The organism is Clostridium sp. CM038, from assembly GCF_055081105.1.
This window is the reverse complement of the sequence record NZ_CM143651.1, coordinates 1,384,820-1,405,938: the sequence shown is the minus strand read 5'-3', so window position 1 is coordinate 1,405,938 and position 21,119 is coordinate 1,384,820. Positions and strand designations below refer to the sequence as shown.

Below are 21,119 nucleotides of genomic sequence, written 5' to 3'. Positions count from 1 at the left end.
TGCTTCTCAATCCTTTATGTAATATTATCATTTTTTACCACACATTGGAACATTTTTTTCATAAATAAAGATCATACATTAAAAAAAATAAATAAATCACAAGTATGGTAATATCCATTACTTGTGATTTATTTTCATATGCCTTAATGATTATTTAATAGATTCTGCAATCTTTATTAATTCACTCTTTGTAATTCCTGCATCTTTACCCGCTAAAAAATAAATTGCAGTTTTAGTTTCCCAATCAATGCTTCTATTATTACTTATTACAGCATTTACACCATTAATTTTCGTTTTTTCAATTATACCGTCTGTTGAAAGTTCACCTTTAGTGGTTTCATCTGGAAACCTTTGTTGCACATGTATACACTTTCCAGATTTCTCATTAGTGAAATACAACTCAATATATTTACTATTTTTAACTTTTGTTTCATTCTTCTCCTTATAAAATTCTGCTCTATCAAATTTATATCCTTCTGGCAAAAACGTTGGAAGCTTAACATCAAAGCAAGTATATTCATTTAATTTACTAGAATCTTTTACTTCAACTACGCCTTTTTCCCTTTCTTTGTCCATTTTTTCTTGCTCAGCTACAGTTATTATTTTTCCATTCTGCATATGAGCAATTTTTTCACCTTTTGCTGTGAATAATTCGTTGCGATTCTCCTTCGTAACTACTTGTACTTGCTTTCCTTGTTTATCAAAAACTTTGCCTTTATACTCATCCGTAAGTCTCATCTCTTTTATTTTAGATGGTTCCGTTTGTATAACACTTATATGTCCTAAAGATATAGTTTTTATTACTTTCTCAGCTATATCTTGAGCAAAGGATGTTTGCATTACAGAAACGCTTATTATACATATTGCTGCTACTGCAATAGCAGTTTTTTTAAATTTATTTGATTTCTTCATAATATTCTCTCCTTTATTTTCATTTATACTTTTCAAAGTTTTATTAAATACCCCTTTTTTATCGCTATCTTTACTGAAATCTTCTTTTGACATACTCTTGCTAAATTCTAAAAGTTCGCTATATTCACTTTGTTCTATTTTTTTCTTATCCTCTATCCCATTAAAATAAGCATCTATTTCTCTAGAAAACTTATCTTCAATTTTCTTATTGCTCATATTGTTCCCTCTCTTCCTCAATTTTCTTTTTTAGCTTTTTCATTGTTCTATAAAGTATTACTCCAACATTGCCTTCTGTAATATCTAATATTTGTGCTATCTCCTGATTTTTAAGATTTGCACCGAACTTAAGAGAAACAATATTTCGATCCCTTTCATTCAACATCTTCAAAGCCTTTGAAAGTTCACTGTTACTTTCTGCTGATAATATTATCTCTTCTGGAGTTTTTCCTTTTGATACCAAGTCCTTAATTGTGTCAATAGAGAATAATTTATGCTTTTTTAAGCTTCTAAAATAATCATTTACTATGTTTCTAGCTATAGCAAACATCCACACCTCAAAAGGTGACTTATGTTTAGAATAAATGTCTATTTTAAACATTATTTTTTCAAAAACCTGACTTGTAAGGTCTTCTGACGTTTCAATGCTATTAACGCGATAATACATATAGTTGAAAACTCTTTTGTAATAGATTTCAAAAATATGAGCAATTTCTTCTTTACATAATTCTTCTGTAACTTCTTTTTTATATGAAATATCACACAATGCAAGTTGCTTCATCTTTTTAAAGCCCTCCCTTCTTTGTTTTTTACCCGGCCAAGTAATCTCATATGTTAATACGTAAATTTTTTCATTTCATTACATAAATTTCACTTTTTTAATAGCAACCTCTATCACAAACTATTGTTACAATAATATATTCTTATGTTATATTTTAAAAGCTTAATAAAATACTAATCTAAAAAAACAGATATAACATCATAGAATACTATGTTGCCTACCTATTTTTTCAGATTAGTTAAATGTTTTCTGTATTCATCTAAGGTTACTAAATCTCTAAGTTGACCTCATTCAATCAGCACCCATGGTTGCACATTCCCATACTACTTATTCATTCTTTTAGCACCTGCATAAGTTATCATTAAATATATTCCATATATACAGCATACAATAGCAGAAACAATAATAATATTTGTCATCATATTCGTTGTGCCCAACTGTTTAATAAGCTTACCGATAACTTTTAATGCGACACATGAGTGTAATAATGCCATTGCAAATGGAACCAAGAAGTAAACCAAAATCTGCGCTAATATACTGTTATTAACCTGTTTTCTTCCAACCCCAAGTTTTCGAAGCATTTTATATCTTCTTTTGCTATCACTCGCTTCTGACAACTCCTGAATTGCAAGTATGGCGCCGCTTGACACTAAAAAGATTATGCCTACATATATTCCCACAAAAGAAGCCAACATTGATGTTGTTAAATTTCCAATCTGTCTCATTACACGACATGCAGCAATGTAATTACCGTAATTTAATAATTCATTATCATACTTATCAATAACCGCAATGTCTAAATCCTTAAATGTATTAATTACAAGGCCGCCCATGCTCGCATTAAAGTTTTTCACCTGATCATCGGCTAAAATAATGATTGCTGTTGAGGCTGGATCATTTATATTACTAAAATTGCTATATAAACACTCATCTTTTTCTGACTTAAACTGTTTTCCATTTATTGAGAGCGCATTAGCTTTTCCTTTTAATCCATTCACAACAATTTTATTGTTAGAACAGATTGCGTAAGATTTATCATCAATCTGTAATTTTTCTCTGCCTTCCATGCCAATCAAATTATTATAATCTGACAGTTTCATAACTGCAATCTGCTGCTGTGTGTTTAATAATTTCATGTCATTTTTAGTAATGTCTGATAAATATTTATCACTCATTAAACTTTTAATCTGAATTCCACTTTCATAAACTTCATATGCATAGATTTCCTTTATGTCGTCTTTAATAACCGTGTCTTTATTATTCATTATTTCTAATGCTGCTTTTTTATCTGCTAATCCATATATTGTAACCTCAAAAGGCTGGTTAAATTTAGAATTCCCAATAATAGCTTTATTCACACCAATTCCACTTGATAAAATTGTAATTGTTAAAAATAGCATGAGTGTGATAATTGTCAATGAAATCACATTTTTACTTATTTTATTCCCAATCTGCCTTATTGTAAATAAATTTATGTTTTTTAGATATAGCTTATCTACTTTACGTAAGCATTCTGTTATAAAGCTTCCCAATGATAAAAAGAATAAATATGTTCCTATTACGCCACACCCCAAACTTACAAAGAACAATTTATTTTTTGGTTTAAGCCCGATATTCAAAATAATTGCATAGGAAATGACTAACATAATAAGCGATAATGTAAAAGCTAAGAACCCTGCTTTCACAGACATAAATTTTGTTTTATCGCTTTTTATATCATATAATAAATTAATCAGCTTATTCTTTTTAATTATCTTAATATTAAATGCGGCAACACATGCAAAAATACTTGCAAAACATATAGCAGTTTTACGTAATGCACTCCACGAAAAAACGAACTTATATTTTGATAAATCTAGCGATTTGTCGCCTCTAAACATCTCTATTGTTACTACCTGTAACCCTTTTGAAGCAAATATTCCTAAAATAATACCGAAAAACATTGCTATTATTCCAATTAATAAAGTTTCCATCAAAAGCATCCTTGAAATATCGTTACGTCCCATTCCCAGGCTTCCATAGATACCAAACTCATTTTTTCTTCGTTTAATCAGAAAATTATTTGCATATATAACTAAAAAACCGATGACTACTGATACAAATAGCGAAATGATTCCTAGAATATTTTCCAAAAGATTAAGTATCATTTCCTGACTGCTTTGGATTTGCGAAAATCCAGCCTGTGAATCCAATGAATTAAATGTAAAAAACATGGCAACCGAAAATGTCAGTGTAATAAAGTAAATAAGGTAATCGCCAAAACTTTTTTTAACGTTTTTATATACCAGCTTAAAATACATGATTGGTTTCTCCTCCCATTTCTGTTATTACTTCAATGACTCTGTCAAAAAAATCTTTTCTGCTATCTTTGCCTCTTTTTATCTCTGTAAAGAGTTTGCCGTCTTTTATAAAAAGAATTCTTTTCGCATAGCTTGCTGTAAATGCATCATGCGTAACCATTAGTATGGTTGCCTGCATATCCCGGTTTAGATATTCTAATGAATCTAAAAACTGAGCAGCTGATTTAGAATCCAAAGCTCCCGTCGGTTCATCAGCTAAAAGAAGGGATGGTCTTGAAATAATCGCTCTCGCACATGCTATACGCTGTTTTTGTCCGCCCGACATCTGACACGGATATTTATTTAATATATCTCTTATTCCTAATTTTTCTGAGATATTTTCTATCATTGCTGCTATTTCTTTTGGATTTTTCTTTTGAATCGTTAGTGCAAGTGCTATATTTTCATATGCTGTTAATGTGTCTAGGAGATTTAAATCCTGAAAGATAAAACCTAACTCTTCTCTTCTAAACTTTTCTAATTTATTCTCAGACATTCCATCTATTCTTGTTCCATTAATATTTATTTCACCACCTGTAATATCATCAATCGTTGATATACAATTAAGCAGCGTTGTTTTTCCGCTTCCCGATGGTCCCATAATTCCAACAAATTCTCCCTCATTAACGCTAAATGAAATTCTGTCTAACGCCTTTGTCAGCATTCCTTTTGTACCATAATATTTTTCTATATGACTTACTTTTAATATTTCTTTCATCTTTTATTTCCTCCTCGTCTAACACTTTATGTACTAAGTATAATACGTATTTACATAATCCTATATTGATTTACATTTCAGTAATCTTTCAATTTTGAAAGATTACTGAGCAAAAAAATAAGTCATGATTATGATTATCATGACTCAAAACACATTGTTCCGCCTACTGGGAATACTATATTAAATTTTGTACCTTCTCCTCCGGTTGACTCTATGCTAAGAGCTATATTTAACTTATCTGATAACTTTTTACATATATATAGCCCCATACCTGTAGATTCGCCGTAGATTCTTCCATTCTCACCAGTAAATCCATGATTAAAAACCTGTTCAATATCCGATTCTGATATACCAATTCCATTATCTTCAATCGTAAGTATTATTTGATTATTTCTTTTTTTTGCTGTAACTCTTATGATTTTCTCGTCCTTATCTAAATATTTAATAGCATTTGTTATAATCTGCTGTAAAATAAAATTAAGCCATTTTTCATCCGAATATACAAACACCTCAAGATTGTCAAATTCTAAATGTATTCTATTGTAAATAAAAGATTTTGCAAAGGTCTTAAAACATTTTTTGACAACACGCTCTAATGAAAGCTTTTTAATTAAATAATCATTCTCAGCATACTCACTCTTTGAATAATACAATACTTGATTCAGTAAACGTTCTATCTGCTTTAATTCAGTTTTAACATTCTTTGTCACCTGTGACGGATTATTGTCAATAATAAGTTCAGCGGATGCTAATGGTGTTTTTATTTCATGCAGCCATATTTCTAAATATTCTTTATAATTATCCGTCACCTGCTGGTATTCACAAATTTTATTAACAACACTTTTTTCAATTTTTCCAAATGTATTATATATAATATTTCCTTCGAAAAAGTCAGGTTCATCAAGTGTCTCCTTTATCAGATATAATTCATTTATTTTTTCTGTACTTTCAATAACACAATCATAAAATTCCTTTTTCTTCACGTAATCAATTGTCATAAATAAAAGAATTGGGAAATACCAGATTATTAAAATACCGAATAAACAGATACTCTCTATATTAATATAGATCAAGAACAGTATTAACAGAATGCTAAGTAGTGTATTACAGCATAGAAATAGCTTCTTATCATTCAAATATTTTCTAATATTCATTCTACTATGTACCCTTGTCCTCTTTTTGTTTTAATAAACTCTTTAAGGCCTATTTCATCTAATTTTTTTCTAAGTCTTGTCATATTTATAGAAAGGCTATTATCATCAGCAAAATATTCTGCAGACCATAACTCTTCCATTAATTCTTCTCTTGACACAATTTCATTTTTTCTTTTTATAAGGCTTGTCAATAAAATTAGTTCATTTTTTGTAATGTCAATCTTTACTCCATTTGCTGCCATTGAACTGTTATATAAATTTATGGTAAGTCCACTACATTCCATCCCCTCTTTAGATTTATTCCCTGCCTCGCACCGTTTTAGTACTGCATTTACTCTAGCTAATAGTATCTCTGTGTTATATGGCTTTGTTATAAAATCATCTGCACCTAATTTTATGCTCAGAAGTTCATCCATGTCACTGTCACGGCTGGTTACTATAATAATTGGAACTTCTGAAAATCTTCGCACTTCTCTGCAGATATAATAACCGTCATATACAGGTAGGTTAATATCTAGCATCAGAAGTTCCGGCTGCTGCATTTTAATAACATCTATAATATTATCAAATGTTTCAGGAGCTATAACTTCATATCCATAACGCTCCAATAATACTTTTAATTCCGCTCTAAGCCTTTGTGTATCTTCAACAACTAGTATTTTGCTCATATTAAATTCCTCTTTATATGTTTTTATTTTGTGCTTTATACTTTACCTATACTTTAGGCTTTTGGCACATCCACTGGTTACTATATTTTTTACAAATAATATTACTACCATATATCCATGCAACAACTTCTAGTGTTTCTTTATTATCTTCGGTATATTTTACCAATAAAAAACACTAATAGCAATCAGATTTTTGCTAATAAAGAAGGAGAGGTTTCCCTCTCCAATTTTCTATTAATGTCCTTATATGGATATTAAAACTACCATATTAGAAAACCAGGCACATCATAGATAATAATTCCATGATGTGCCTGGCCTTTTAATATATTTATAATTTATGTTTATTTGCATATCCTGTAAGCATCAGCGTTAACGCACCATCCCCAGTAACATTACACGCAGTACCAAAGCTATCTTGCAACGCAAAAATTGTAATCATTAGTGCAGTACCCGTTTCATTGAAACCTAAAACGCTTACGATAAGACCTAAAGAAGCCAAAACAGTTCCTCCAGGAACACCAGGAGCACCTATTGCGAAAATACCAAGTAGAATAACGAATACTACCATAGATGTAAGATTTGGAAGCTTTCCATAAAGAATTTGTGAAACAGTCATAACAAAAAAAACTTCAGTTAAAACAGAACCACAAAGGTGAATATTTGCAAACAGAGGAATACCAAAGTCTACCATATCCGGTCTCAGTGAATCTGATTTTTTTGCACATGATAATGCAACCGGTAGTGTAGCAGCTGAAGACATTGTCCCAACTGCTGTTAAGTATGCAGGACTATAGTGTTTTAAAACAGACATAGGGTTTTTACCTGCGTATATACCAGCAATGCCGTATAAAGCAGTAAGCCAGATAATATGCCCAACAATTGCTATTAAAACGACACCTAAGAAAATAGGAAGTTGTTTTGTGACAGATCCCTCATAAGCAAGAGTCGCAAATGTTGAAGCTATGAAAACAGGAAGAATAGGAATGACTATTCTTGTAACAATTTCTAAAACCATGTTTTGAAATTCATCTAAAGCGGTTTCAATTGTTTTAGCGCTTGTCCATGTTGCAGCTAATCCAATAACCATAGAGAATACTAATGCACTCATAACTGGCATAATTTGAGGTATATCAAGTTTGAAGATTAATGCAGGTAGCTCTTTTAATCCCTCAGTAGCAGGTGTTATTGAAAGACTTGGTATAATTGCATATCCAGCGATTGCTGACATAGTTGCAGCACCAATTGAGGATACATAAGCTATAAAAACAGCAATACCTAACATTTTTGTAGCATTCTGTTTTAGCTTAGTGATAGATGGTGCTATAAATCCAATGATGATAAGTGGTACAGCAAAGAAGATTATTTGTCCTAGTATATATTTAATGGTAACAATTACAACCATTAAGCTTTTAGGACATACTAAACCAATACCTAACCCTAGTGCTACACCGACAATTAGTTTGATAATTAAGTTATTAGATTTTTTTTTCATAGTTTTCCCCCCTACCGTTATTACGGTTAAAAAATGTATTTTTATTTCCATTTTTTTTATATCATCAAGTATAACATTAAATCATCACCTGCGGTGCTACAATATTAACGACTTCAGAAGGATATTTATACTCTCACTGAAGTTTTCTCTTTGTTAATGTATATAACTCCCACTTATAGTAGTGGGAGACTTGACTTCTGAAATGTCGTTAAAATTAAAATAAATTCAAAATGATGGTAATTTGTTTGCTTTACGATATAATAAAGGTGATTCAATTGCATTGTATATATATAATATAATGGAAAATATAAGCCGTTTGCAACAAGGAATAAACGTAATATTGGAGTGACTTAGAGTAAAACCACTTTAAGTATTTCTGTTTATTTTAAAGTAAATGAGTGAAAGTAGAGGGTCTTTATGAAAATAAACATTAAGTATATATTGAGTTTTATTATTTTATTGATAACTGAAACAATTATTGCACTTTTTATAAATGACACCATTATTCGACCATACATTGGAGATATTCTGGTAGTTATTTTAATGTACACCTTCATAAGAGGGTTTATACAAAAACCAATAAAGTTTTTACCTATTTACCTATTCTTTTTTGCTTCAGCCGTAGAATTGGGTCAATATTATCATATTGTAGATTTGCTACATTTAGAAAACAATAAAATGATTTCAACAATTATCGGAACTTCATTTGATATAAAAGATATTGTATGCTACCTAATTGGAAGCATACTTTTGGTTGTGTGGGAAAAAATCACAAGATATACTATTATAAATAAGCCTTTAGATAGGTGGTGATGTTAACGACATTTCAGAAGGGAAGTCTCCCACTTATATAAGTGGGAGTATAAATCCCCTTCTGAAGTCGTTAATCTTTCAGCTCCGAAGGAGATGATTTAATTGAAAATACTAATTATCAATGGGAGTGCACATAAAGGAAATACCTGGGCACTTGTGGAAATAGTAAAAAAACATATGCAAGAACTTTCAGATAGAAATATAGATTTTGACGAGGTACATTTAAAAGAAATAGGACTCCCCTTTTGTGCCGGATGTAGTTCATGCTTTATTAGAGGAAATAAAAGTTGCCCCCATCACTTGGAAGTGCAGAAACTTATTGATAAAATTGAAGAAAATGATGCGACAATTATTACGAGTCCTTGCTATAGCAATCATGTGAGCGCATTGATGAAGAATTTTATAGATCATTTGGCTTTTAAAACTCATAGACCAAGCTTTTTCAGAAAGAAGATGCTCGCGGTATCCACTGCAGGTGGAAATGGCGCTAAAAGCTGTACCAAATACTTAAGAGAAACATTTATGTGTTGGGGATTTAATCGTGGATATGAACTTCCAGTTATATCGAATAGTTACGGAGAGTATGAACCTCCACAAAAAGTGACTAAAAGATGCGAAAGAGTTGCTGAGAAATTCTACAAGGACGTTGATAGTGGGAAGTTATATTCTCCAACATTTGTGAATTTATTGGTTTATAATATTTTTCGTGGGATGAGCCATGCTGGAACTGAGGATGAGTTTTATGACAATAAGTATTGGAAAGAGACTGGACAAGTTGATGTTGCATATGCAACAAAAATCCCCCTTCCCTTGTATAAATGTTTTTTTGGAAATATCATATATTACTTTGCAAAGAGGTTGGGGGCAAAGACAAAATTGACTTACAGGAAATAGAAATATTCATGAAAAGATCCTATTGTTTTTTACAAATGTAATATTGTCCATAATATATGTTATAATGTTTAAAAATAGCAAGTGAGGAGGTGTGTAAGTTGAATTATGACTTAATAAATTTAATTCAGTTAATGTTTTTAGTTATATGTTTTGCTAGCATAGTCTCTTATACTGTATACTCCTATAAAAATCTTAAGTATAAAACTGAAGAAAATGTTGCAAGAAATATTTTAATTCAGTGGCTCGGATTTATAAAGAAAATACTTCCAGAAGATTATATTATTTATGAGAAATATGGTATGTGGATATATACAGATCGTTTTAAAATTGAAATGATGTTTTAGCCAAAATTATTCGAAGGAGGATAAATATGAACATCATTTTTAATTTTTTAAGTAGTTTATTAAATTCAATTTTTAATTTCACTGGGGATTGGGGCCTAGCAATAGTTTTACTTACGATAAGTGTAAGATTAGTACTTTCACCAATGTCTTTCAAACAAAAAAAATCCATGCAACAGCAGCAAAGGTTTGCTATAAAAATGAAAGAACTTAAGGAAAAATATAAAGATAACAAAGAAAAACTTGAAGCAGAAGTTAAAAAACAATCTGTCCAAAGTGCAAAAAGTATGATGGGGTGCTTAGTAACACTACTCCAACTGCCTATATTAATGACTATGTGGAGTGTATTTAATAAAATCCCTGTGAGCGTAGGTACATATCTTATACCTTGGGTGTCTAGTATTAAGATCTCAGACAGTTATTTTATCGTTCCACTGATATATATGCTTGTATCCTTAACCCCAAGCCTGCTTTCATATGTAACTTTTTTAGAAATTAAAGGCCAGGCTACAATGAGCAAGAGTAATATCATAATAATGGCAGTAGCTGGTTTATTTGTTGCTAAAGCAGCTCCAATTGCAGTGGGGATATACTTGATAACCACAAGTGTGTTCAACTTTTTAGAAGAGCTTGTTTTTAGAATATATATGAGAAATTTAAAAACTGAAAATTAATAAATGTTAGAAAAAATCCTGCTAATTTATTTTATTAGCAGGATTTTTTAAATTTAACAGTCACAGTAGAAGACTTATTTCACAATTCCCTTCATAATATATAGTAAAAGTAAAACATTGCTCTCCATTTATCGTATATATTATTCGCTCTTTTTTATCAATTCTATTTATCTTATCCCTATTTACTATAAAATAGCGACTTGAGGTGTTGTATTTTGATACTTAGTAAAATTAAAAGTATTCTCAGTATTAAAAAAAAGCACATTGTGTGCATGATATTAATTTTAGTTATTTTCATTTCTTTGAGTGCACTGTTTGTCTTTCATAAAACAAATAGTACACTGTCAAAGAACTCACTAAATTTAAGCAAAGGCGAATGGATAGTTATAACAGTTTGCAATTCTCAAAATAAAAGCGATTTATGGATGCTAAATACTAAGACACAAATAAAGCAAAAAATATTAAACAATAGAGATGTAGTAGTAACCGGTAAAGTTAATACTAAAGGAGATATCTTACTTTATTCTGACGCCATCGGAACCAACCCATGGGATGTATTTAGGCTTAATATGTCTACCAAAGAAACATATCAAATTACTAATGATCCCTTAGGTCAATTTAACGTAAACTTTGGTGATGAAAAGGGAAATATAATTTTTGCGAAAAGTGGAGATAAAAACTCTCCTGTGCCCAAAATATCAAAAATAGATGTTGATAAAAAATATGGGAAAACTTTAGAATTTGGTTCTGATATTGCTGTACAAGATTTTTATATATATAAAAATAAGATTATTGCACTAACATTTTCTTATAATGAATTTATAACAAAGAGGTTTGAGGAACAAAATGAATCTTCGAAAATAAAGTACACTATTATGGAAATGAATACAAATGGCGGTGAAAAAAAAGAGTTGGCTAAGATAAATGCTGTGAGATTAGATTCAATTTCTTTATCAAAATCAGGCAACTTTATAATTTTAGGAGGAGCAGGCGTAAAAAACACTGAAAGAGGATTTTATAAGTTAGTTGTAAATGGAAATAAAGTAAGTAGCTTACTAACTCAAGAACAGCTAAAAAAAACAAATAAGATTATTGAAATTTCTCAACCATATATAGCCTGTCTCAGCTCTAATGAGAAAAGTATTTACTTTGTTGCAGTTCCCAGTGGGGCGCATGAAGCAAACTTCATGGGGCTAACAACTTATCCTAACAGCTTGTATTGTTATAACCTGAAAGAAAATAAGTTAAGTGAGGTTTTTAAAGTACCAGGTACATTTATCCCTTCGATATCTTTTACCTATCAATGAAACTGCAGTCATGGAACAGCAAATCACTAATAAGGCTACACTCCTTTAAATTATCTTAAAGGAATGTAGCCTTATTATATTGAATAGAATGTTTTTTATTTTAAAAATAACCGAAATGGTATAATTAAATTTCATGTTTTTTACAATTAATCATCTAGCCTTTTACTATCGATTTCCTGTATGATTCTTGAAATAAAGTCCTCAAGTAAGCAATTGCCCTCATCACCATTCTTTCTACTTCTAAGGGATATACTCGCTGAGTTTTCTTCTTTTTCACCAATAACAATAATATATGGCAACCTCTCGTTTCGAGCATCTCTAATTTTATATCCTATTTTTTCTGCTCTACCATCTAAACTAACTCTGATATTATTTTCTTCCAGTTTATTTACTACATCTTTTGCATAATCATTATACTGCTCCGATATAGGCAGTACTTTAACTTGTACAGGTGATATCCATGTTGGGAACTTGCCTGCAAAATGTTCTATCAAAATGCCAATAAATCTTTCTATACTACCAAAAATTACTCTGTGTATAACAATTGGTCTGTGCTTTTCTCCATCACTGCCAATATATTGAAGGTCAAATCTTTGTGGTAGCTGTAAATCTAGTTGTATAGTTCCACATTGCCATTCCCGTCCTATGCTATCTTGCAAGTGAAAGTCAATTTTAGGTCCGTAGAATGCCCCGTCTCCTTCATTTATCTTAAAATCCATGTTCATTTCCGTGAGAGCGCCCTGAAGTGAGCTTTCTGCTAATTGCCACTCTTCATCACTTCCCATAGAATTTTCAGGTCTTGTTGAAAGCTCTACTCTATATTTAAACCCTAACCTTCCATAAACCTCATTTATAAGTTTAACTACACCCTTTATTTCTTCTTTTATCTGCTCTGACAACATGAATATGTGAGCATCATCCTGTGTAAATGCTCTAACTCTCATAAGTCCGTGCAAAGCTCCAGATAGTTCATGTCTGTGCACTTTACCTAGTTCTCCCGCTCTTATTGGTAGATCCCTGTAAGAGTGAGTTTCTGATTTATATACAAGCATTCCTCCCGGGCAGTTCATTGGTTTTATAGCGAATTCTTCTTCATCTATATTGACTGTATACATGTTCTCTTTATAGTGAGACCAATGCCCAGATGTTTCCCAAAGTTCTTTGTTTAACACCATAGGAGTTTCTATCTCAACATAACCTGCCTTCTTATGAATTTCTCTCCAGTACTCAATTAATTTGTTTTTTAAAACTACACCATTAGGGAGAAAGAATGGAAATCCTGGTCCCTCATCCATTAAAGCAAATAATTTTAGCTCTTTCCCAAGTTTTCTATGATCCCTTTTCTTCGCTTCTTCAAGCATATTCAAATATTCATCAAGTTCACTTTTCCTTGCAAATGCCGTTCCATATATTCTTTGAAGCATTTTATTTTTTTCGCTGCCTCTCCAGTAAGCTCCTGCAACTGATAATAGCTTAAAGGCTTTTACCTTTGAAGTTGATAGTACATGAGGTCCTGCACAGAGTTCTATAAAATCTCCTTGCTTAAAGAAAACTAGTTCTTCATCCTCTGGCAAATCATTAATAAGTTCTATTTTATAAATCTCATCCTTATCTTTCATAAGTTTTAAAGCTTCTTCTCGAGAAATAACTGATCTCTCGAGTCTTAAATCTTCCTTAACTATTTTTCTCATTTCTTCTTCAATTTTCTCAAGTATAGCCATAGTAAAGGGTTCTTCCACATCAAAGTCATAATAAAACCCATTATCTATTGCAGGACCTATAGCCAATTTAGCATTTGGATACAATCTCTTTACTGCCTGAGCGAGTATATGGGATGTGGTGTGTCTAAGCGCCCTTTTTCCTTCTTCTTCATTAGAATTTATTACACTTCCATCTTTTATTACAACCTTTAACATAAATATTCCTCCTTCAAAAAATAATAAACCCGTCCCAAAATAAGGGACGAGTTTTATCGCGATTCCACCCAAATTACAGAAGGCTTAGTTTAAACTCACCTCTGTCACTCAATACCACTAACGCCGGTTTGCGGAATTACCTACTTAAGTTCAGTAATCAACTCAGAGGTGGTTTTCAATATTACTTATTCAAGAAACTTTTCAGCCGGTGAGTTTCTCTCTCTTTGAACAGTATACTATTTACTTTTCCTCTTCACAGTTTTTAATTTAAAACTATTGTATTCCAACCTATTCCAATTGTCAATATGTGTTCTAATTATTATAATATGTCTATTCCACATATAAGTGATTATTTATATATTATATCCTAAAATTTCAACAACATTCTTGCAAATGACTTGATTGAAAAATATTTATTGGATGAAACATGGTGTACAGTTCAAACATGGGTACAATTTTATTTAGAAATTTATTTTAATATTTCATTGACAATATTTTCACTATGAAATATACTTTAATAAAGAACGCAAACGTTTGCACATGTTTAATATAAAAATACAATTGCGTATTGAAATTTTTATAAATACATATTCATTAAATCAATATTGGAGGTAATTGGACTATGGTTAAGAACAAATCAAAAATAATTTCATTCGATTTTTGGCAAAAATTTGGTAAGGCATTATTAGTGGTGGTCGCAGTTATGCCAGCAGGTGGACTAATGATTTCATTAGGATCAGTTATAGGAATAGCAGCACCTAATTCTTCATTTGTGCAAACGTTATCGCAAGTTGTGGGAGGTATAGGATGGGGGCTAATAGTTAATTTAGGGCTATTATTTGCTGTAGCTATCGGTGGTTCTTGGGCTAAAGAGCGTGCTGGTGGAGCATTTGCAGCACTCATTGCATATATTTTAATAAATAAAATTACTGGTAATGTATTTAATATTACCAATGAGATGCTCACGGATGCTCATGCAACAGTAACTTCCTTAACAGGTCAGCACCTTTTGGTTAAAGATTACTTTATTTCTGTTCTTGGATCCCCAGCATTGAATATGGGAGTATTTGTTGGTATTATATCAGGTTTTCTTGGAGCAGTTTTATTTAATAAGTATTATAACTATAATAAATTACCAAATGCACTTGCATTCTTTAATGGTAAACGATTTGTACCATTCGTTGTTATCGCAGGCTCCAGCGTTGTTGCACTTTTATTTGTAATAGTTTGGCCATTTGCTCAATCAGTTATAAATGGATTTGGCAAATGGATTGCAACATCACAAAATACTGCACCATTTATTTCACCCTTTATATATGGTACGCTTGAGCGTCTATTACTACCTTTTGGACTTCATCATATGATTACAATACCAATAAATTATACAGATCTTGGTGGAGCATATAAAGTATTAACTGGAGCTAATGCAGGTAGTCTTATACTTGGACAAGATCCGCTTTGGCTTGCATGGGTTACTGACTTAGGTAACTTAAAAGCCGCTGGAGATATGAGTGCATATAATAACTTACTTGCAACAATTCATCCAGCACGTTTTAAAGTTGGCCAAATGATTGGCGGAGCTGGCTCCTTAATGGGTGTTGCACTTGCTATGTATAAAAGTGTACCAAATGAAAAACGATCAAAATATAAATCAGTATTTTTTTCAGCAGCCATTGCAGTTTTCTTAACAGGTGTTACTGAACCATTAGAATTCATGTTTATGTTTGTTTCACCAATATTATATGGTACTTATGCAGTTATGCAAGGCTTTGCATTTATGTGCGCGGACATATTTAATCTGCGAGTTCACAGTTTTGGTGTTATAGAGCTTGTAGCACGTATACCGATGATTGTAAAAGCAGGGATTATAGGTGATCTTATAAGATATGTACTGGTGACCGTCGTATTTTTCTGCATAAATTATGTTGTATCTAAATTTATGATCAAGAAATTTAATATAGCAACTCCAGGCCGTAACGGAAATGAAATTGATATGGAGGAAAATTCAATTGATTCTACTGTAAATCAAAAAGTTGAGGCTAGTAAAAAAGGAAGTCAAGCCGCAACCATTATTGAATTACTTGGAGGGAACGAAAATATTGTAGATGTGGACGCATGTATGACCCGTCTTCGTGTAACAGTAAAAGATAATTTATTAGTTGCCGAAGAAAATGAATGGAAAAAAAATAAGGCTTTAGCCTTAATAATTAAAGGTAAAGGGATACAGGCTATATATGGACCAAAGGCAGATGTTTTAAAATCGGATATTATAGATATATTAGGAGTCTAAAATGAAATTATTAACTTTAAATTGTCATTCTTGGATGGAAGAAAGCCCAAAAGAAAAGATGAGCATTATTGCAAATACTATAAAAGAAAAAAATTTTGATGTAATTGCCCTGCAAGAAGTAAATCAATCTATAAAGGAAAATATAGCCTTTAATAACATAAAACAAGATAATTTTGCTTTAGTTTTATTAAAAGAATTAGAGAACTTAGGATGCAAAGAATACTCAATGCTGTGGGATTTTTCTCATATAGGTTATGGAATATATGAAGAAGGGGTAAGTATTATAACTAAACATAAAATAATAGAAGAAGATTCTTACTCATTTTTCATAAGCAACAGCAAGGACTTGGATTTTTGGAAAACTAGAAAGGTCGTAAAAGCTTCAATTAGAATAAATAACGAAATTATAGATTTCTACTCTTGTCATTTAGGCTGGTGGCAAGATGAAGAAGAACCGTTCAGTCATCAAGTAGATAAGTTACTTAATAATATGAAAAATGACAGATTAACATTCTTTATGGGAGATTTTAATAATAACGCTTTTGCATCAAATGAAGGCTATGATTATTTAATGAAAAAAGGAATAAAGGATACTTATACCCTCTCTAAGGAAAAAGATTGTGGTATAACTGTAAAAGGTAAAATAGATGGATGGGATTTAAATAAAAATGATTTAAGGCTGGATCTAATTTTAACAAATAAATGTGTAGATGTTAAATATTCTAAAGTAATATTTAATGGCAAAAACGACTTCGTGGTGTCAGACCATTATGGAGTAGAAATAGATACAAGTTTGGGGTTATTCCCCTAAAACGGAAGGGTTTTGAGTATGCTAAATTATTCAATAGTAAAGTGTAAAAACACACAAGAGATAATACTTGAAAACGGAATAATAAAGGTAATTATAGTCCCAGAGCAGGGTGGTAGGATTTTAGAGTTTTCAACAGAAAATTTAAATGTGTTATATAGAAATGCGAATCTTATAGGAATTAAAGGTGATATAAAAGCTGAATATATTCCAGAAAACTGGCTTAATTTTGGAGGATATAAAGGTTGGCCTGCTCCACAAACAAAATGGGCATGGCCTCCAATATTTGATATTGATCTAAATGTTTTTGAATACGACATAGCTAAGTTAGAAAATTCATTAGTAGTCACATTAAGTAGTCCTATATCAAACATTGTTGGTCTTAAATTTATAAGGGAAATATTATTTGAAGATAAATGTAATCATATAACTATAAAGGAAACCATAGTTAACTTAAATGAAGAACCAGTACAATGGGCAGTTTGGGGTAATACCCAAGCATTATCTCCTGGATATATAGATATAAAACTAAACTCTGACGTATTTATAGGAGGAATAACATTTTATCAAGATTTTGATATACCTTCAAACAATGCTTATTCTTTGAGAAAAGAAGATAGAAAAATTTTAAGATTGAATTGTAACAATGAAGAGAAGTTTAAAGTAGGTGTAGTAACAGATGATGCGATACTAAGATATTATTGCAGTGCATATAAACACAAAACCCTCTTACTTACGCAGAAATTTCAGTATGAAGGACAAGTTGTATATCCACATGGAAGTAATGTTGAAGTTTATGTGGATGATAAGCTAGCCTACACTGAGCTTGAAATTCTTGGAGGTATGAGCAGCATAATGCCAGGTGAAAGTAAAAGTATCCAAATGGTTTGGCAATTAGAATTAGTATAAATAATATAGCTTTTTTAGATATAAGTATTAAAAGTTTATTAATAATAAAAAATGGAGGTAAAAAGCAATGACAAAGATTAAGGCTTGTTTGTTTGATTTAGATGGGGTGATTGTAGATACTGCTAAATATCATTATTTAGCATGGAGAAGACTAGCTAAGGAATTAGGGTTTGATTTTACAAAGGAGCAAAATGAAAGCTTAAAAGGTATAAGTAGAATGGAATCTCTTAAAATACTTTTAAATATAGGAGGTTTAACTTTAACTGAAGCAGAAAAAATGACTCTTGCAGAGAAAAAGAATAATTGGTATCGTGAGTATATTTTAAAGATGACCCCTGATGAAATTTTACCTGGTACAGTGGAATTTTTAGAAGAATTAAAGAATAATGGGATTAAAATTGCACTAGGTTCTGCAAGTAAAAATGCCATGACCATATTAAATAATATAAAATTAGTTAATCACTTTGATGCAATAATCGATGGAACTAAAACAAGCAATGCAAAGCCCGATCCAGAAGTTTTCTTATTGGGTGCAAAGGAACTTGGTGTATCCCCTTCTGAATGTGTAGTTTTCGAAGATGCCAAGGCGGGTATTGAATCCGCAATAAATGCTGGAATGTATAGTGTTGGAATCGGCGATCCACTTGTTTTAAATAAAGCTAATATCGTTGTTTCTTCTTTGAAAGAAATGACATTTGAAAAATTAAATTATTAAACTATTAAATTTATTGTAAAGGAGACTCAATATGAAACAATATTTAAAATTAGATGAATGGAATATTATAGAGGAAGGTTTTAACCAAGATAATCATGAAGTATCTGAAGGAATTTTTAGTATAGGAAATGGGTATATGGGACAAAGAGCTAACTTCGAAGAAACGTACAGCGGAAAGTCTCTTCAGGGAAGTTATATGGCAGGAGTTTACTATCCGGATAAAACAAGAGTTGGCTGGTGGAAAAATGGATACCCAGAATATTTTGCAAAGGTATTAAATTCTACCAATTGGATTGGAATAGATGTTAGTGTTGATGGAGAAACACTAGACCTTGCAAAATGTGAAGTGAAAAATTTTGTGAGAATTTTAAATATGAAAGAAGGATATCTACATAGATGCTTTACCGCAAAGCTTACTAGCGGAAAAGAAGTAAATGTAGATGCAAAGAGATTTGTAAGTATTGCTGCAAAAGAAATAGGAGCAATTAGATATTCAATTACACCAGTTAATTTTGAAGGTACATTGTGTATATCCGCTTACTTAGATGGTGATATAAAAAATGCGGATTCTAATTATGATGAAAAATTTTGGGATGAAATCTCAAAGCAGTGCAATAAAGAACAATCATCTTTAATAGTAAAAACAAAAAAACTTGATTTTTATGTGTGTTCTTCAATGAAACTAGATATTTTTCGAGCAGATAAAAAGGTAGATTTTAATGCAGAATTTATAGAATCAGAAAAATTTGTAGGTAATATAGTTAATTTAAATGTAAAACAAAATGAAGAAATCGTAGTGTATAAGTATGTTTGCAATGTAACTTCAAGAGATTACGCTGTAGAAGAATTATTGGCTGTTAATAGAAAAATTTTAGATAAAGCTTATGGAAGCGGTTTTGAATTATTACTTAAAGATCAAGCAATAGCTTGGGGTGAAAAATGGAAACAAAGCGATATTGTTATTGAAGGAGATGTTTCGGCGCAGCAAGCTATTAGATTTAATATTTTTCAATTGAATCAGACATATTCTGGAGAAGATGATAGATTAAACATAGGCCCAAAGGGTTTTACAGGAGAAAAATATGGTGGAAGTACTTATTGGGATACAGAAGCATATTGCATACCATTTTATTTAAGTACTGCTGATCCAAGTATATCTAGAAATCTTTTGCTTTATAGATATAAGCAATTGGAAAAAGCTAAAGAAAATGCAAGAAAGTTAGGTTTTACAAAAGGTGCTCTATACCCAATGGTTACTATGAATGGAGAAGAGTGTCACAATGAATGGGAAATAACTTTTGAAGAAATTCATAGAAATGGTGCTATAGCATATGGTATATATAATTATGTTAATTATACTGGAGATAAATGTTATTTAGGTCAATATGGATTAGAAGTATTAGTAGAGATCTCAAGATTCTGGGAAGAAAGAGTTAGTTTTGCTTCAAACAAAGGAAAATATGTAATACTTGGAGTTACTGGCCCTAATGAATATGAAAATAATTCAAATAATAACTGGTATACTAATAGAATTGCTGCTTGGACACTAGAATATACTACTTGTGTAATTAATCATTTAAAAAATAATGAACCTGGGAGATATTCAGAGTTAGTAAATAAATTAGGTTTAAAAGAAGCAGAAGTTAGTAAATGGCAAGATATCATTAAAAATATGTATTATCCAGTAGATGAAGAGCTAGGGATATTCATGCAACAAGATGGATATATGGATAAGCAGCAGATTCTTGTAAAAGACTTGGATCGCAAAAATTTACCATTAAATCAAAAATGGTCTTGGGATAGAATTCTTAGATCTTGCTTTATAAAACAAGCAGATGTATTGCAAGGAATATATTTTCTACAAGATAGATATGATTTAGATACCATAAGAAGAAATTTTGAATTTTATGAGTCAAGAACAGTACATGAGTCATCTTTATCTCCTTGTGTGCATACTATCCTTGCTGCAAAATTAGGAAAACATGAAAAAGCTTATGAAATGTATCTTAGAACTGCAAGACTAGATTTAGACAATTACAATAACGATACAAAAGATGGATGTCATATTACTAGTATGGCTGGAACTTGGATGTCCGTAGTTGAAGGCTTTGCTGGGATGAGAGTAAAAGATGGAAAGCTTCTTTTAAATCCTTTTATACCAAAAAATTGGAGTTCATTCTCTTTTAATGTTTTGTTTAGAGAATCATTACTTAAAATAAATATCAAAACACATAAAGTTATTATTACCAGCGAAAATAAGCAACAAATAACTTTATGCGTTAATGGTAAAGATTATACAATAAACGGAAAAATTGAAATTTCCTCTTAAAAATAAAAAACAGAAGGCTATTTTACTTTTAAAAAGTAAAATAGCCTTCTGTTTTCATTTTT

18 protein-coding genes and 1 other annotated feature are annotated in these 21,119 nt (G+C 31.1%); of the genes, 10 read left to right on the top strand and 8 right to left on the bottom strand.

Annotated features, from left to right (window positions below):
• Positions 1-150 precede the first annotated feature (150 nt).
• From ACWJKS_RS06395 to ACWJKS_RS06365, 7 genes are all read right to left on the bottom strand, one after another.
• On the bottom strand, positions 151-1,128 hold the full coding sequence (locus ACWJKS_RS06395; protein WP_462960755.1) for a DUF4367 domain-containing protein: 978 nt from the start codon (positions 1,126-1,128) through the stop codon (positions 151-153).
• On the bottom strand, positions 1,118-1,690 hold the full coding sequence (locus ACWJKS_RS06390) for a sigma-70 family RNA polymerase sigma factor (RefSeq protein ID WP_462960754.1): 573 nt from the start codon (positions 1,688-1,690) through the stop codon (positions 1,118-1,120). The genes ACWJKS_RS06395 and ACWJKS_RS06390 overlap by 11 nt, the downstream gene beginning before the upstream one ends.
• A 323-nt stretch (positions 1,691-2,013) precedes the next feature.
• A complete protein-coding gene (locus tag ACWJKS_RS06385; protein WP_462960753.1) occupies positions 2,014-3,990 on the bottom strand; it encodes an ABC transporter permease in 1,977 nt (658 codons plus the stop codon).
• Positions 3,980-4,747, bottom strand: a complete 768-nt coding sequence (locus ACWJKS_RS06380) for an ABC transporter ATP-binding protein (protein WP_216302971.1) — start codon at positions 4,745-4,747, stop codon at positions 3,980-3,982. Before ACWJKS_RS06380 ends, ACWJKS_RS06385 begins: the two co-directional genes overlap by 11 nt.
• A 137-nt stretch (positions 4,748-4,884) precedes the next feature.
• Complete coding sequence (locus tag ACWJKS_RS06375; RefSeq protein ID WP_220287515.1) at positions 4,885-5,730, bottom strand: sensor histidine kinase; 846 nt, start codon at positions 5,728-5,730, stop codon at positions 4,885-4,887.
• A gap of 167 nt (positions 5,731-5,897) precedes the next feature.
• Positions 5,898-6,569, bottom strand: a complete 672-nt coding sequence (locus tag ACWJKS_RS06370) for a response regulator transcription factor (RefSeq protein ID WP_462960752.1) — start codon at positions 6,567-6,569, stop codon at positions 5,898-5,900.
• Between the two features lie 328 nt (positions 6,570-6,897).
• Positions 6,898-8,061 (bottom strand): dicarboxylate/amino acid:cation symporter, encoded by a 1,164-nt coding sequence (locus tag ACWJKS_RS06365; RefSeq protein ID WP_462960751.1) that lies wholly within the window; start codon positions 8,059-8,061, stop codon positions 6,898-6,900.
• 417 nt (positions 8,062-8,478) lie between these two features.
• Here ACWJKS_RS06365 and ACWJKS_RS06360 point away from each other — a divergent pair, with 417 nt between their 5' ends.
• The 5 genes from ACWJKS_RS06360 (at position 8,479) to ACWJKS_RS06340 (ending at position 12,090) form a co-directional block, all read left to right on the top strand.
• Positions 8,479-8,874 carry a ribosomal maturation YjgA family protein gene (locus ACWJKS_RS06360; RefSeq protein WP_216302967.1) on the top strand — a complete coding sequence of 132 codons (396 nt, stop codon included), beginning with the start codon at positions 8,479-8,481 and terminating at the stop codon, positions 8,872-8,874.
• A gap of 102 nt (positions 8,875-8,976) precedes the next feature.
• Complete coding sequence (locus ACWJKS_RS06355; RefSeq protein ID WP_462960750.1) at positions 8,977-9,768, top strand: NAD(P)H-dependent oxidoreductase; 792 nt, start codon at positions 8,977-8,979, stop codon at positions 9,766-9,768.
• Between the two features lie 98 nt (positions 9,769-9,866).
• A complete protein-coding gene (locus ACWJKS_RS06350) occupies positions 9,867-10,112 on the top strand; it encodes a hypothetical protein (RefSeq protein ID WP_216302965.1) in 246 nt (81 codons plus the stop codon).
• A gap of 26 nt (positions 10,113-10,138) precedes the next feature.
• Positions 10,139-10,783, top strand: coding sequence for a YidC/Oxa1 family membrane protein insertase (locus ACWJKS_RS06345; RefSeq protein WP_220287105.1), 645 nt, complete (start codon positions 10,139-10,141; stop codon positions 10,781-10,783).
• A gap of 215 nt (positions 10,784-10,998) precedes the next feature.
• On the top strand, positions 10,999-12,090 hold the full coding sequence (locus ACWJKS_RS06340) for a hypothetical protein (RefSeq protein ID WP_462960749.1): 1,092 nt from the start codon (positions 10,999-11,001) through the stop codon (positions 12,088-12,090).
• A 146-nt stretch (positions 12,091-12,236) separates the two neighbouring features.
• On the opposite strand, the gene thrS is transcribed toward ACWJKS_RS06340, so the two are convergent.
• Complete coding sequence (gene thrS, locus ACWJKS_RS06335) at positions 12,237-14,006, bottom strand: threonine--tRNA ligase (RefSeq protein ID WP_462960748.1); 1,770 nt, start codon at positions 14,004-14,006, stop codon at positions 12,237-12,239.
• A gap of 39 nt (positions 14,007-14,045) precedes the next feature.
• Positions 14,046-14,272 (bottom strand) — a binding site (T-box leader).
• A gap of 356 nt (positions 14,273-14,628) precedes the next feature.
• Here thrS and ACWJKS_RS06330 point away from each other — a divergent pair.
• The 5 genes from ACWJKS_RS06330 (at position 14,629) to ACWJKS_RS06310 (ending at position 21,057) form a co-directional block, all read left to right on the top strand.
• The gene (locus tag ACWJKS_RS06330) at positions 14,629-16,296 is read left to right on the top strand and encodes a PTS transporter subunit IIBC (RefSeq protein ID WP_220320049.1); all 1,668 of its coding nucleotides are present in this window, start codon (positions 14,629-14,631) and stop codon (positions 16,294-16,296) included.
• Position 16,297: 1 nt separating this feature from the next.
• Positions 16,298-17,107 (top strand): endonuclease/exonuclease/phosphatase family protein, encoded by an 810-nt coding sequence (locus ACWJKS_RS06325; protein ID WP_462960747.1) that lies wholly within the window; start codon positions 16,298-16,300, stop codon positions 17,105-17,107.
• A gap of 18 nt (positions 17,108-17,125) precedes the next feature.
• On the top strand, positions 17,126-18,013 hold the full coding sequence (locus ACWJKS_RS06320; RefSeq protein ID WP_216302960.1) for a DUF4380 domain-containing protein: 888 nt from the start codon (positions 17,126-17,128) through the stop codon (positions 18,011-18,013).
• Between the two features lie 67 nt (positions 18,014-18,080).
• Positions 18,081-18,728, top strand: a complete 648-nt coding sequence (gene pgmB / locus ACWJKS_RS06315) for a beta-phosphoglucomutase (RefSeq protein ID WP_216302959.1) — start codon at positions 18,081-18,083, stop codon at positions 18,726-18,728.
• A 31-nt stretch (positions 18,729-18,759) separates the two neighbouring features.
• Positions 18,760-21,057 (top strand): glycoside hydrolase family 65 protein, encoded by a 2,298-nt coding sequence (locus ACWJKS_RS06310; RefSeq protein WP_462960746.1) that lies wholly within the window; start codon positions 18,760-18,762, stop codon positions 21,055-21,057.
• The last annotated feature ends 62 nt before the right edge of the window (positions 21,058-21,119 follow it).